11 protein-coding genes are annotated in these 13,191 nt (G+C 63.6%); 9 read left to right on the top strand and 2 right to left on the bottom strand.

The features are described from left to right. Positions 1-24: 24 nt before the first annotated feature. Positions 25-1,275 (bottom strand): DNA glycosylase AlkZ-like family protein, encoded by a 1,251-nt coding sequence (locus AC06G8_RS12065; RefSeq protein ID WP_480282990.1) that lies wholly within the window; start codon positions 1,273-1,275, stop codon positions 25-27. Positions 1,276-1,611: 336 nt separating this feature from the next. Between AC06G8_RS12065 and AC06G8_RS12060 the strand changes: the two genes are divergently transcribed. Genes AC06G8_RS12060 through AC06G8_RS12030 form a run of 7 tightly spaced genes read left to right on the top strand, consistent with a single transcriptional unit; the run spans position 1,612 to position 9,029 of the window. After that, complete coding sequence (locus AC06G8_RS12060) at positions 1,612-2,397, top strand: ABC transporter ATP-binding protein (protein ID WP_480282989.1); 786 nt, start codon at positions 1,612-1,614, stop codon at positions 2,395-2,397. Continuing rightward, positions 2,394-3,206, top strand: coding sequence for an ABC transporter permease (locus tag AC06G8_RS12055; protein ID WP_480282988.1), 813 nt, complete (start codon positions 2,394-2,396; stop codon positions 3,204-3,206). Before AC06G8_RS12060 ends, AC06G8_RS12055 begins: the two co-directional genes overlap by 4 nt. After that, a complete protein-coding gene (locus AC06G8_RS12050; protein ID WP_480282987.1) occupies positions 3,203-4,141 on the top strand; it encodes an ABC transporter permease in 939 nt (312 codons plus the stop codon). The genes AC06G8_RS12055 and AC06G8_RS12050 overlap by 4 nt, the downstream gene beginning before the upstream one ends. A 50-nt stretch (positions 4,142-4,191) precedes the next feature. Continuing rightward, the gene (locus AC06G8_RS12045) at positions 4,192-5,232 is read left to right on the top strand and encodes an ABC transporter substrate-binding protein (protein WP_480282986.1); all 1,041 of its coding nucleotides are present in this window, start codon (positions 4,192-4,194) and stop codon (positions 5,230-5,232) included. A gap of 36 nt (positions 5,233-5,268) precedes the next feature. Further along, positions 5,269-6,150 carry a nitrilase-related carbon-nitrogen hydrolase gene (locus tag AC06G8_RS12040; RefSeq protein ID WP_480285430.1) on the top strand — a complete coding sequence of 294 codons (882 nt, stop codon included), beginning with the start codon at positions 5,269-5,271 and terminating at the stop codon, positions 6,148-6,150. 13 nt (positions 6,151-6,163) lie between these two features. Further along, positions 6,164-7,630 (top strand): CoA-acylating methylmalonate-semialdehyde dehydrogenase, encoded by a 1,467-nt coding sequence (gene mmsA / locus AC06G8_RS12035; RefSeq protein ID WP_480282985.1) that lies wholly within the window; start codon positions 6,164-6,166, stop codon positions 7,628-7,630. A gap of 34 nt (positions 7,631-7,664) precedes the next feature. Beyond that, positions 7,665-9,029: an aspartate aminotransferase family protein gene (locus AC06G8_RS12030; protein WP_447664248.1), complete on the top strand. Its 1,365-nt coding sequence runs from the start codon at positions 7,665-7,667 to the stop codon at positions 9,027-9,029. Here AC06G8_RS12030 and AC06G8_RS12025 read toward each other — a convergent pair. Next, positions 8,921-10,309 (bottom strand): PucR family transcriptional regulator, encoded by a 1,389-nt coding sequence (locus tag AC06G8_RS12025; protein WP_480282984.1) that lies wholly within the window; start codon positions 10,307-10,309, stop codon positions 8,921-8,923. The two genes, AC06G8_RS12030 and AC06G8_RS12025, sit on opposite strands and share 109 nt — an antisense overlap. 222 nt (positions 10,310-10,531) lie before the next feature. Here AC06G8_RS12025 and AC06G8_RS12020 point away from each other — a divergent pair, with 222 nt between their 5' ends. Together AC06G8_RS12020 and AC06G8_RS12015 are read left to right on the top strand one after the other, a co-directional pair. Next, positions 10,532-11,824, top strand: a complete 1,293-nt coding sequence (locus AC06G8_RS12020) for an allantoate amidohydrolase (protein ID WP_480282983.1) — start codon at positions 10,532-10,534, stop codon at positions 11,822-11,824. Beyond that, positions 11,806-13,179, top strand: coding sequence for an NAD(P)-dependent oxidoreductase (locus AC06G8_RS12015; RefSeq protein ID WP_480282982.1), 1,374 nt, complete (start codon positions 11,806-11,808; stop codon positions 13,177-13,179). The genes AC06G8_RS12020 and AC06G8_RS12015 overlap by 19 nt, the downstream gene beginning before the upstream one ends. Positions 13,180-13,191 lie beyond the last annotated feature (12 nt).

Raw genomic sequence — 13,191 nt, 5'->3', positions numbered from 1 at the left:
AAAGACGCAGCCGGCGGCTTTTTGTCATCGGAAAGGAGCGTTCACGAGCGCATCGAGCTCGGGGTCGGCAGCCAGCGCGGCTGGCGACAGCTCGAACGACTCGCAGCCCAGATAACGGCGGAAGGAGGCGAAGCCTTGCCTTACGCTGTCGCGGATTTCTTCGTTCCATTCGACGCCCGGCTCCGGCCACCAGCCGAGAATGATCCTGCGATCCTTGCTTCCCTTGATCCGGCTGGGCTCGAAACGGGCGACCATGCGGTCCCCGCACAGGACAGGCAGCACATAGTAGCCATACAGCCTCGACGCGGCTGGCTTGTACACTTCCCATACATAATGGAAGCCGAACAGCTCCTTGACCAGCCTGCGGTCCCACAGCAGATTGTCGAGCGCGGCCAGCACGCTTGTCCGCGGCGGTTGGCTCGACCAGCGCGATGCCGGCGAAGAGGAGCTCCAGCGCTCCCAGTCCTCGGTGCGGACATAATGAGGGGCGGTCAGTCCTTCGGCTTCGATCTGCACGAGCAGTCCGTCTTCCAGCAGCTCCAGGAATCCCCGCTTACGGTCGGCCGTGTTCATGAAGAGCGTGCCGACCCATGCATCGGAAGCGCGGTAAGGCAGCAGGCCGACGCCTCCGATCCGGCGCATCAGCCTCCATTTTCGGTAGTCCTGCTCGGAAGGATTCGGATCGGGCGCTTGCAGGAGCGCTTCCGGAAAATGCTTTTCGGCCAAGTCATAGACTTTCTGGTTGCGCTGCTTGTGATGGACGATCAGCTCTCCCCATAGATTCATGCTTTCCATAACGGCTCTCGATACCCTTGCCGGAGCCCAGGCCCAGTCCATCTTCTCCTTGTGCTCCAAATCCCGGGACAACAGCGGCCCCCGATCCCGGAAGGCTTGGCGGATGGAAGGAAGCAGCTCGCGGATCTCCTTGATATCGGCGTAACGGTCATGCGCCTGCCGGCGCCCCCGGGAGAAATAGGGCCAATCGCCGCTGCTGTAGATGCTCATGACCTTGTCCCAGCCATCCAGCAGCAGCCTGTCGTCATATAGAAGCTCCTCCAGCATCGCGGGGCTGAACCCGGGAATCCTCGACTGCAGGACAAGCTCGGCATTGCGTCCGGCTTGGTCCAGGGGATCGAACTGGATGCAGCCGACGCGCGAGATGAACGAGAGAATGCCTTCCTTGCCCCCGAATTCCGGCGCCGGTCCCAGGCCTTGATGGTCCAGCATGAAGCGGCGCGCTTCGGCTGAGGATAGTTGAACGATATTTGTTCCCATGGTTCAAGCCTCGCTTTCCTGTATCCGTTCGCGGCCGGCTTCCTATCGCTCGGAAACGGGGAACGGATGTTCCTGATTTGGATTATACCGGAATGTCTTCGATACCGAAAGGCCATTCCAGCATTATTTTTCCAGCTTTTCTGCGTCAGCTTCATGTCCGCTTCAAGCACATCGCGGCACCTGCTGAGCCGTTTCTTTTGACAGGATGACCTATCGGGATTGACCGATCTGTCTAATGCTTTTGGGAGAGCGCCGAAGTACGATTAGGTGGATGGCAGCAATCGGAACATGAATCTGACGCAGAAGAATAACGTCCACGAGGGGGCTGGGATCGGGATGGAAGCGGGTTCGGCGGTTGCAGCGGAGATCGAAATGAAGGGGATCGGAATGGACTACGGCGGAGGAGGGCAGTCTCCGGCCGTACGGGACGTAAGCATGATCATTCGCAAGGGAGAATTCGTCACGCTGCTCGGACCGTCAGGCTGCGGCAAGACGACTCTGCTGCGGATGATCGCGGATCTGCTGGAGCCTTCGTCGGGAGAGGTGAGAGTCGCCGGGTCGGCTCCGCGCGAAGCCAGGCTGGCCGGCAAGCTCGGGATGGTGTTCCAGACGCCGGCTTTGTTCGAATGGAGGAGCGTGCGGGCGAACGTAGAGCTGCCGCTTGAGCTGGCGGGCGTTCCTCGGACAGACCGCAGGGAACGGTCCGAGTCGCTGCTGAAGCTCGTCGGTCTGGAAGGCTTCGGCCTCCGCTACCCTTGGCAGCTCAGCGGCGGAATGCAGCAGCGCGCTTCAATTGCCCGCGCTTTGGCGATGAAGCCGGATATCCTGCTCATGGATGAGCCTTTCTCGGCACTCGACGAATTCACGAGAGAGAAGCTGAACGAGGAGCTCTTATCTCTGTGGGGCCATACAGGATGCACCGTTGTCTTCGTCACGCACAGCATCGCCGAGGCTGTCTTCCTGTCGGATCGGGTGTTCGTCCTTTCCCCTCGACCCGGCAGATTGGCGGCAGCTGTGGAGATTCCGCTGCCGAGGCCCAGGGATGCTTCGACGAGGGCGCTCCAGAGCTTTCACAAGCTCGTGGACGGCATCAGGGGACGGTTCCGCGAGGCGTCGGCGTGAAGGCGGCGGCCGCAGTCAGGATGATGCCGGCTCTTGCCTGGGCCGCCGCAGCGCTGGCTCTGTGGCAATCCGGCGCTTGGCTGCTGCAGCATAGGGGAGTGACGCTGGCTTCGTCCAAGCTTCCTTATCCGCATCTTGTCGCCGAAGCGATGTTCCGCAACGCCGGGAGCTTGCTTGCGGAGTCGGCTGTGACGATGCTCAACGCATGCGAGGGCTTTCTGCTGGGGGCGGCTGCGGGAGTGGCGCTGGCGCTGCTCATGAGCCTGTCGGCGACGATGGAAAGGATCGCCGCTCCGTATGCGGTCGCCTCCCAGATGGTGCCGATACTGGGGCTGGCGCCGATTGTATACGCCATTTTCCGGGACGAGAATACGGCGAGAGTGCTCATTGCCGGCTATATCTCCTTTTTCCCGGTCGCGCTCCACACGCTTCGCGGGCTGCAGTCGGCCCGTCAAGAAGATCGGGATCTGCTTCATGTCCTTGCATGCGGACGAGCGGCATCATACCGGGTGCTGCGGCTGCCTGCGGCTCTGCCGGGATTGTTCACGGGCCTGAAGGCGGCTGCCCCGCTCGCTGTGACCGGTGCGATACTCGTGGAGCTGATGGGCGCTCAGCACGGCATCGGGGTGCTCATGCTGCGTCATCTTTACTACGGTCCGTCCCATGCGGCTCTGTTCTGGTGCACCGTGCTGCTGGCGGCAGCTCTTGGCATCGCGGCATACGGATTCACGGCGGCGCTCGAGAACATGCTGCTGCCATGGAGCCGAACGTCGGGACGCCGTCCGGTGCAAGGGAGGGGGCCTCGATGAGCATGCCCTCCTCGACGGCGAGCGCAAGGAGCAAGAATGAAGCATCCAAGAATGTCGAAGCCGAGCGGGACGCCGGCGTTTCGGAGGAGCTTGCTGACGTCGTCACGGGAGAGGAGACTGCTGCAGCTCCAGCGAAAAAGGGACGATTCCTGCAATCGGGAACGGCCGCATGGGCTCTGCCGCTTGGCGCGGGCCTTGCCCTCGCTGCGATATGGCAGGCCGGGCTGATCCATGCCGTTCTCGGCCTGGCGGCTTATCAGCTGCCGCTGCCCTCGGCGATATTCCGGGCGGCAGCGGACAACGCCGGCCTGCTGCTCCGCTCCGCCGGCTACACGCTGCTTGAGGCGGCGGCGGGCATCGCCGCCGGAACGCTGCTAGGCTGGCTGGCGGCGGCAATGGCCGCCGCCATGCCAAGATGGGGAAGCGGCGCGCTGCTGCTGGCCGCTTCGCTGGGCGCGGTTCCGATCGTAGCGCTCGCCCCGATCATGAACCTGTGGCTTGGCGACGGCCTCGCCTCCAGAGCCGCCGTCGTCGCCGCAGCGACGCTGGCGGCGATGGCGATCGGCAGCTACCGCGGCCTGACATCGCCCGATTCCGCCTCGCTGGATCTGATGATCGTTCTCGGGGCGGGGGCTTTGCCGACTTTCCTCAAGCTCAGGCTGCCGTCTTCGCTGCCGGCAATGCTGACAGCGTTCAAGATCAGCACGGCCGGCGGCCTGATCGCGGCGATGGTGAGCGAATTTTTCTACTCCTCGCGCGGTCTTGGCTATCTGCTGTCCAATTCGGTGAAGATCGCCCGCATGCCTCTTGGATGGGCATGCATCGGAACGGCGGCAGCCGCGGGGATCGGCATGTATATGCTTCTGCAAGCGGCCGAAAAGCATTTGCTGCGCTGGCACCCGGAATTTAGGAGGCGCCGGAGCTGGAAAGCCTGACGGAAAATCATGTACGCATCATGCGGACGGGAATGAAGAGGAGGATGCGGATGAAGAGGCCAACAAGCTGGAACTGCCGGCTGGCGGCGGCCGGACTCGCCGTGCTGATGGCCGGAGTGCTGACTGCCTGCAGCTCGGGTAGCGGCGAGAAAGCTTCCGACGCCGGCGCAGCTGCGATCAAGCTGCAGTTGAAATGGGTGCCCCAAGCCCAGTTCGCCGGTTACTACGTAGCGCTGGAAAAAGGCTACTACAAAGACGAAGGACTCAGTGTGACGATCGTACCGGGCGGACCGGACATCGTTCCGGAGCAGCAGGTCGCCAACGGCTCGGCCGATATCGGCGTGGATTGGGTCGCGAGCCTGCTGGCGCATCAGGAGCAGGGACTTCCGCTCGTCGAGATCGCGCAAGTATACCAGAAGAGCGGACTCGTGCTTGTATCCAAGAAATCGGCGGGCATCGCCGGACCGTCCGACCTGAAGGGCAAAAAAGTCGGCAACTGGATGGGCGGCAACGAATTCGAGCTGCTGGCGCTGTTCGACAAATACAAGCTGGACCCTTCCAAGGATCTGCAGTTCGCCAAGCAAGGCTTCACGATGGACCAGTTCCTGAGCGGCGAGCTCGACGCGGCTTCGGCCATGACGTACAACGAGTACCAGGTCGCGCTGGAGCAGGGCATTCCCGAGGCGGAGCTGTCGGTCATCGACATGAACAAGGAAGGCGTCGCGATGCTGGAGGACAATCTGTTCGCCAACAAGGACTGGCTGGCGAACAACAAGGAGACGGCCGCCAAATTCCTGCGTGCGTCGCTCAAGGGCTGGAAGGACGCCGTCGAAGATCAAGAGGCTGCGGTCGATATCGTGATGAAATCCGCGGATGCGGCGAGCACCTCGCGCGACCATCAGCTGAAGATGATGAAGGAGGTCGCCAAGCTGGTTGCTCCGGACGGCTTCGATATCGGCAAGCTCGGCATGATCGACGAGGAGGCTTTCCGGCAGACCGCCGAAATCGCGTTGAAGTTCGGCGTCATCAAGAAGGCGGCGGATGCGGCAACAGCCTATACGACGGAAATCTACGGCATGGCGGCCAAATAGACGGGAGGCTGAGGCATGGGGATGGATGGCGCGAGCATGGATACGGTCAAAATCGGCTTGATCCAGGCAAGCCATGAGGTGGACGGCGATGAGGACGTCGCGGTCCACAAGAGCACCGCGATCGCGAAGCATATCCGGCTCATCCGTGAAGCGGCCGGGCGCGGAGCCCGGATCGTCGGGCTGCAGGAAATTTTCTTCGGTCCGTATTTCTGCGCGGAGCAGATTCCCAAATGGTACGGGGCGGCTGAGGAGGTGCCTGCCGGGCCGACCGTGCGATTGTTCGCGGAGCTGGCGCGGGAACTCGGCATCGTGCTTGTCCTTCCTGTCTATGAGCGGGAAGGGATCGCCAGCTATTACAATACGGCCGCGGTCATCGATGCCGACGGAACGGTGCTGGGCAAATACCGCAAGCATCATATTCCCCAGGTCGGAGCGGGCGGGGGGAGCTGCGGCTTCTGGGAGAAGTATTATTTCAAGCCCGGAAATCTCGGCTATCCCGTCTTCGACACGGCCTATGGCAAAGTAGGCGTCTATATTTGCTACGACCGGCACTTTCCGGAGGGAGCGAGGATGCTCGGCCTTGGCGGGGCGGAGATCGTCTTCAATCCGTCGGCGACGGTGGCCGGCACGTCGGAGTACTTGTGGAAGCTGGAGCAGCCGGCCCACGCGGTCGCCAACGGGTACTACGTGGCCGCGATCAACCGGGTAGGGACGGAAGCTCCCTGGAACATGGGGGAGTTCTACGGCCAGTCCTATCTGGTCGATCCCCGCGGCAGGATTGTGGCGGAAGGTTGCAGGGACCGGGACGAGGTCGTCATCGGGGAGATGGACCGCGCGGTCATCCGCGAGGCTCGGGAGGCGTGGCAGTTCTATCGCGACCGGCGGCCGGAGACATACGGCGAGCTGGCGCATCTGTGAGGAGGAAGCGGAGATGACGGAGACGGCAGCGGGGCCGCGCAAGCTGGGCAACTGGATCGGAGGCTCGTGGAAGGAGGCTGCGGCCGGGACCGGGCAGGCGGAAGTGAGAAATCCGGCAACGGGAGAGGTGCTGGCCGTCGTGCCGATGTCCGGCGTCGCCGAGGTGGAGGAGGCCGCCGCCGCCGCGCTGCTGGCGTTCAGGGATTGGCGCAAGGTGCCGGTCCCGGTCAGGGCAAGGCTGTTGTTCCGCTATCGGGAGCTGCTTCATGAGTACCGGGCGGAGCTTGCGGCGATCATTACAGCCGAGAACGGCAAATGCCTGCAGGAGGCTATGGGCGAAGTGCAGCGGGGAATCGAATGCGTGGAATTCGCAGCCGGGGCGCCGACGCTGATGATGGGCAGCCAGCTGCCTGATATCGCGGCCGGCATCGAATCCGGCATGTACCGCTATCCGCTCGGCGTCGTCGCGGGCATAACCCCGTTCAATTTTCCGATGATGGTGCCTTGCTGGATGTTTCCGCTGGCTGTCGCCTGCGGCAATACGTTTCTATTGAAGCCGTCTGAGAAAACGCCTCTGCTCAGCTGCCGGCTTGCCGAGCTGTTCGCGGAAGCGGGCTTTCCTCCCGGCGTGCTCAATGTCGTGAACGGCTCGAGGGAGGCGGTCGACGCGCTCTTGGAGCATCACGATATCGCCGCGGTCAGCTTCGTCGGCTCGCAGCCTGCGGCTGCGGCCGTCCATGCCCGCGCGGCAGCGGCGGGCAAGCGCGTCCAGGCGCTGGCCGGAGCGAAAAACCACTCCATCGTACTCGCGGATGCCGATCTCAAGGCCGCCGCGAGCCAGATCGCTGCGGCTGCATTCGGCTCCGCCGGCCAGCGCTGCATGGCCTGCTCCGTCGTCGCCGTGCAGGAGTCGGCCGCAGAGGCGTTCATGCCGCTGCTCCAAGACGCCGCAGAAGCCTTGATCGTCGGCGACGGAGCCGAGCCGGGAACCGATATCGGTCCCCTCATCGCCTGCAGCAGCCGCGACCGGGCGCTGGAGCTGCTGGAGCTCGGGATCCGGGACGGCGCGAAGCTGCTCATGGACGGCCGGAGGGAAGGATGGGACTGTGATGGGGCTGCTTATCTCGGGCCGACGATCGCAGTAGAGGTCATGCCGGATATGGCGATTTGGCAGGAGGAGCTGTTCGCGCCGATCCTATGCGTGCTGACCGTGCCGGACCTTGAGGCTGGAATCGCGCTCGCGAACCGGTCGAGGTTCGCGAACGGCGCTTGCCTGTTCACCGACAGCGCGGCTGCTGTACGGGAATTCCGCGAGGAAATGGACGCTGGCATGCTGGGCGTGAACCTTGGCGTACCGGCTCCGATGGCTTTCTTTCCTTTTTCCGGCGCGAAAAGCTCCTTCTACGGCGATCTTCATGCGAACGGTCGGGACGGAGTCGAGTTCTACACCCGCAAAAAAATGGTGACGGCGCGGTATTGACCGGCGCCGGCGCTCAAAAGGAGCGAGTCATATGATTGAAGCCGGCCGTACAGCTGCGGATCCGATTGCGGCAGACCGCCGCATCGTCTGGCACAGCATGCGTCCTTTCAAGGAAAACGATGTGCCGCTGCTGATTACGGAAGCGCACGGGTCTTGGATTACCGATTACGAAGGAAACCGGTATCTGGACGGCATGTCCGGCCTCTGGTGCGTCAATGCGGGCTATGGACGGCAGGAGCTGGCCGATGCGGCATACCGGCAGCTGTCCTCCATGCCTTATTACCCGCTCACCCAAAGTCATCTGCCGGCGATCCGGCTTGCGGAGAAGCTTGGCGAATGGCTTGAAGGCGATTACGTCGTGTTCTTTTCCAACAGCGGCTCGGAGGCGAACGAAGCGGCGTTCAAGATGGCGCGGCAATATCAGCAGCAGACCGGACAGCCGTACCGGCACAAGTTCATTGCGCGCTACCGCGGCTATCACGGCAGCTCGATGGGAGCTCTCTCCGCGACGGGGCAGGCCGTCCGCAAGCTCAAGTACGAGCCGCTTGCGCCGGGATTCCTGCATGTCCGCCCGCCGGACAGCTACCGGAGACCGGAGGGCATGAGCCGGGAAGCCCATCAGCTTCAATGCGCGAGGGAAATCGAAGAGACGATCGTATGGGAGGGCGCGGATACGGTAGCCGGCGTCATCCTGGAGCCGGCCATCACCGGAGGCGGCATCATCGTGCCCGACAAGGCGTACATGGAAGAGGTCAGGCGGATCTGCACGCAGCACGGAGTGCTGATGATCGTCGACGAGGTCATCTGCGGCTTCGGCCGGTCGGGCCGCAGCTTCGGCCACCACAACTTCGGCGTCTCCCCGGACATCGTCACGATGGCCAAAGGGATTACGAGCGGTTATCTGCCGCTGGCGGCGACCGCCGTCAAGCGCGAAATCTATCAGGCCTTCTGCCAAAAAGGGGATTACGATCATCTGCGCCATGTCAACACATTCGGAGGCCATCCGGCCTCCTGCGCGGTCGCGCTTGCCAATCTGGAGCTGATGGAAAGGGAGAAGCTCAGGGAACGCTCTTCCCTGCTGGGCGCAAGGCTCCTCGAGGAGCTCGGAGCGGCGCTGGCTGGACATCCTCTGGCGGGCGATGTCCGCGGCTTCGGGTTCATGGCGGGAATCGAGCTGGTGGAAGACAGGCAGAGCCGCAAGCCTGCCGCTCCCAACGTCGTGCAAGGGATCATAGACGGCTGCCGGCGCCGGGGGCTCATCATCGGGAAGAACGGAGATACCGTCGCCGGCTACAACAACGTGCTTACGCTGGCGCCGCCGCTGTCGAGCACGGACGAGGACTTGGATTTCCTGCTGGCGGCGCTTCTTGAAGCGTTGGAGGAAGCGTCTCCGGGGTGACGGGCGTCCGGCGCTTGCAGCTCAGGCTCCCGCAGCGAGCCCGGGTGCAGCAGCATGTAGGCGCGCAGCGCGACTTGCACGGCCAGTCTCCTTTCCGGCATGAGCCATAGAGCTCCAAGCAGCTCGCCGATGCGCTCCAGCCGGTAATAGAGCGACTGGCGCACGATGTACAGCCTGCGGGCAGCCTCCTGCTTGTTTCCCTCCGCGTCGAGATACACCTTCAGCGTCAGCAGCAGCTCGCTGCCTTTGAGGCGATCGGCCAGAAGCAGCGGCCCCAGATGCCTGTCGACGAACGCTTCCAGCCTGTTCCCGTCGTTGAGGGCGGGCAGCAGCTGCAGCACTCCGAGCTCCTCGTAGAACAGGCAAGGAGACTTGCCGCGGCTGGCTGCGCCGGCGAGATCGAGAGCGAGCTGCGCCTGCCGGCGGCTCTCGGCCGCTCCTTGGCGGCCGGACAGCGCTTCGCCTGCGCCAGCAGCCTGCGGCTGCCATTCGGCCAGCCGCAGCAGCGCGTTTTCGAGAAGGCGGCGGCAAGTCTCGGCAGGCGAGGCATCGGCGATGACGAGAGTGATGATCGCGCCGTCGCCGTCTGCAAGACAATGCGAGCCGCTCCGTTCCAGCTCGAGCTTCAGCATGTAGGCAGCCTCGGTGATGCGTGCAGAAGCTCCGGAGAGCAGAGCGGCCGTATCTCGCCGGCGGCCGGATCCCGCTCCGAGCTGCAGCAGCACCGTGCGGCATGGCAGCCGCTCGAAAGGCTGCAGCAGCGGATCGCGGCGCCACGCCTCGGAACCTAGATCGTACTCTTTGGCTTCCAGCAGCCAGCCGATCCTCTCTTTGTCCGGACGCTCGCGGGCTTGCGGCGGCTGCCTGCGGCTGCCGCTCTGATGCCCGAGAATGAGGCGATGAAGATCATGAGTGATATCGACGTAGCGCACCTTGCCGGAAAAGACGATGAGCGGGAAGCCGGCTTCTTCGGCTTGGAGGATCCATTCCTCGGGAAGGCATGCCATATAAGCGCCCAGCTCGATGCACAGGCAGGCGGCTCCGCGGCGGATCAGCGCAGCCAGGAAGCGGCGGCGTTCGGCCGCCTCGCCGCGAAAGCCGACGCCGGTCGTCAGAATCATCTCTCCGCCGTGCAGAAGCTCATCGGCTTCGGTTGTTTCCAGAATGTGGACCCAGCGAATCTCGCGATCCAGGCCGCTGGAGCCGGCTGCCACCGAGGCTTGGGCAAAGTGGGGGTTGTCTAGCGTGTCGCGGACGGTAAGAGGGCGTTGGACCGGCATGAGCATCCTCCTTATTCCTTATGGGAATATAAGCTTCCGATCTGTGGCTGTCTCTGATCTGGGAAACTCGCATGTCGGCATGGATGATGGGGAGAAGAAAGGGTTCAAGTAAGCTTATTTTACATCAAAAGATAAAAATGGAAAATAAAAGTTCAAAAAATTCAGAAAATTGAATATGATACGTTATGTAACCTTACATTACGCTTCGAGGGAGGAAGCCCAATGAAGGAAGCCGGAGCAGCCGTATCGATCGAACGCCTCCGTTCGAGAATTGCCAGGCTGGGACAGATCGGACGGATCGGCGACACCTCGGCCAGCCGGCCGGCGATGAGCGCTCTTGATGCGGAGGCGCGGGAAACCGTGCGGAGCTGGATGGAGGAGGCGGGGATGAAAGCTCGGCTCGACGCCTTCGGGAACTTGATCGGGAGGATGGAGGGCAAGGAGGACGGCCCTGTCCTCATGCTGGGATCGCATATCGATACGCAGCCGAATGCGGGGCTTTATGACGGCGTCGCAGGGGTGGTCGGCGCGATCGAAGCGGTGCGGCTCCTGCGCGATTCGGGAGAGCTGCCTCAAGGTCCCGTCGAGGTGGCCGTCTTTTCCGACGAGGAAGGATGCAGGTTCGGCAAGGGCTTGTTCGGATCGCGAGGACTGGCCGGCAGGCTGGAGGAGGGGGAGCTTGAACGTACGGACGCTCAGGGTGTCACGAGGAGCGAGGCGCTGCTGAGTTTTGGCGGGGACCCCGGCCGCATTACGGAAGATGCCTGCTCTCCGGGCGCCGTCAAGGCCTATTTGGAGCTGCATATCGAGCAGGGACCTCTGCTGGAGTCGCTGAACGCATCCTGCGGGCTCGTCACCGGCATCTCGGGCCCGCTCTGGTGGACCGTCGAGCTGCGGGGATTCGCCGGCCACGCGGGCTCTGTGCCGATGGCGATGCGCCGGGACGCGCTGGCGGGAGCGGCGGCGGTCATTGCCGGGCTGCAGGAGCTCGTACGCGGCGAGGAGGGCTCTCCGGCAGTCGGCACGGTCGGCTCGCTCCATGTCTATCCGAATTCGCGCAACGTCATTCCGGAGAGGGTCCGGTTCACAGTCGACCTGAGGGATATGGACATGTCGAGGCGCGGCAGACTGGAGCGTCTGCTCCGCCTTCTCATCGCGGAGAAGGCGGCCGACAACGGCTTGGAATGGGACATTGTCGTCGATACGGACAGCGAACCCCGCTACTGCGATCCGGACTTGATGGCTGCCGTCAGGGAAGCGGCGGCGGAAGCGGGCTTGGCGCTGCCGGAGCTGATGAGCGGTCCGTTCCACGACGCGCTTGCGATGTCTCATGTATGCCCGTACGCCATGATCTTTATCCGCTCGCGCGATGGAATCAGCCATAATCCGCTTGAATATTCGAGCCCGGAGGATATCGCGGCAGGCACGGAGCTGCTGGCCCGGACGCTCATGCGTCTGGCGGCTCGGCCGCCGCAACGGGAAAGGAGGACGGAGCAATGGGAATCGAAAAGCTGAGAAGCTTCGAGGAGGCGGGCAGCCCTTTTGCGGAGCTGACGCCGCCGCTGAGCCGCGCCGCCGCTATGGAGGAATCCAACCGCTGCCTGTACTGCTATGATGCGCCCTGCATCCGCGCCTGTCCGACCGGCATCGACGTTCCAGCCTTCATCAAGCGCATCGCCACGGGCAATACGGCTGGCGCCGCCTACGCGATCTTGGACGCCAATCCGTTGGGAGCGAGCTGTGCGCGCGTCTGTCCGACGGAACTGCTCTGCGAAGGGGCCTGCGTCCTTGGCGGCCCGTCTACGCCGATCATGATCGGCAGGCTGCAGCGCTACGCCACGGATGATGCCGCTGCGAGCGGACGCCAGCTGTTCCAGGCCGGCAAGCCGAATGGACGCAGCGTCGCTGTCGTCGGCAGCGGCCCGGCGGGTCTGTCGGCTGCCCGCGAGCTCGCGAGAGGAGGCTTCAAGGTTGTCATCTATGAAGCCAAGTCCGAGCCGGGAGGGCTCGGGCATTCCGGAATCGTCTCCTTCCGCCTCCCGCCTCATGTGCCTCGCTGGGAAATTTCCCAGATCGAGGGGCTTGGCGTCGAGATCCGCACCGGTGTCCGCATCGGCAGCTCGGTGAGCGCGCAAGAGCTGCTGGGCGGGTACGACGCGGTTCTGCTCGCCGCAGGAATGGGAAATGTGCCGCCGCTCGGACTGCCGGGAGAGGAGCTGGATGGCGTCTACGACGCGATCCGCCTCATCGAGACGACGAAATCGGGCCGCATCCCCTCGAGGCTGGAAGGAGCGCGGGTAGCCGTCATCGGAGCCGGCAATACGGCCGTCGATGCAGCGACGAGCGCGCTGAGGCTCGGCGCGGCTTCCGTCCGCATCGTCTATCGGCGGACCGAAGCGGAGATGACGGCTTATCCGTTCGAATACGAGTTCGCCAAGCGGGAGGGAGTCGAATTCCGCTGGCTCACCCTCCCGGTCGGCATTGCCGGCGACGGTGCGGGAGGAGTCGCCGGACTGGATTGCGTGCGGCTGGAGCTGACCGGGGAGCGGGGAAGGGACGGCCGGAAAATTCCGGTTCCGCTTCCTTCCTCGGAGTTCCGGATGGCGGCGGATGCCGTCATTTTGGCTACGGGACAGCAAAGGCTGATCTCTCTTTCGGAGCAGTTCGGCCTTCGCCATGAACGCGGGATTCCGGAGGTCGACCTCCTCACCATGAGGACTTCACATCCGCGGGTCTATGCGGCGGGGGATATGATCCACGGCTCCGGAGCCGGAGAAGCGACCGTCGTCTCGGCGGCGGAGCAGGGCAAGCGGGCCGCGGCCGCGATTTCCTCCGCTCTGGCGAGCGGGACGGAAGCTGCGGCCGGATGACAGCAAGGCCGG

The organism is Paenibacillus sp. SJS-P3 (assembly GCF_056711585.1).
Note: the sequence above shows the minus strand (reverse complement) of the source record. Positions and strands in the feature narration are given on the sequence as shown.

What these genes read in the sequence shown, in the direction of transcription:
- AC06G8_RS12065 (WP_480282990.1), bottom strand. Translation starts at nt 1,275, where the DNA reads ATGGGAACAAATATCGTTCAACTATCCTCAGCCGAAGCGCGCCGCTTC.
- AC06G8_RS12060 (WP_480282989.1), top strand. Translation starts at nt 1,612, where the DNA reads ATGGAAGCGGGTTCGGCGGTTGCAGCGGAGATCGAAATGAAGGGGATC.
- AC06G8_RS12050 (WP_480282987.1), top strand. Translation starts at nt 3,203, where the DNA reads ATGAGCATGCCCTCCTCGACGGCGAGCGCAAGGAGCAAGAATGAAGCA.
- AC06G8_RS12045 (WP_480282986.1), top strand. Translation starts at nt 4,192, where the DNA reads ATGAAGAGGCCAACAAGCTGGAACTGCCGGCTGGCGGCGGCCGGACTC.
- AC06G8_RS12040 (WP_480285430.1), top strand. Translation starts at nt 5,269, where the DNA reads ATGGATACGGTCAAAATCGGCTTGATCCAGGCAAGCCATGAGGTGGAC.
- mmsA (WP_480282985.1), top strand. Translation starts at nt 6,164, where the DNA reads ATGACGGAGACGGCAGCGGGGCCGCGCAAGCTGGGCAACTGGATCGGA.
- AC06G8_RS12025 (WP_480282984.1), bottom strand. Translation starts at nt 10,309, where the DNA reads ATGCCGGTCCAACGCCCTCTTACCGTCCGCGACACGCTAGACAACCCC.
- AC06G8_RS12020 (WP_480282983.1), top strand. Translation starts at nt 10,532, where the DNA reads ATGAAGGAAGCCGGAGCAGCCGTATCGATCGAACGCCTCCGTTCGAGA.
- AC06G8_RS12015 (WP_480282982.1), top strand. Translation starts at nt 11,806, where the DNA reads ATGGGAATCGAAAAGCTGAGAAGCTTCGAGGAGGCGGGCAGCCCTTTT.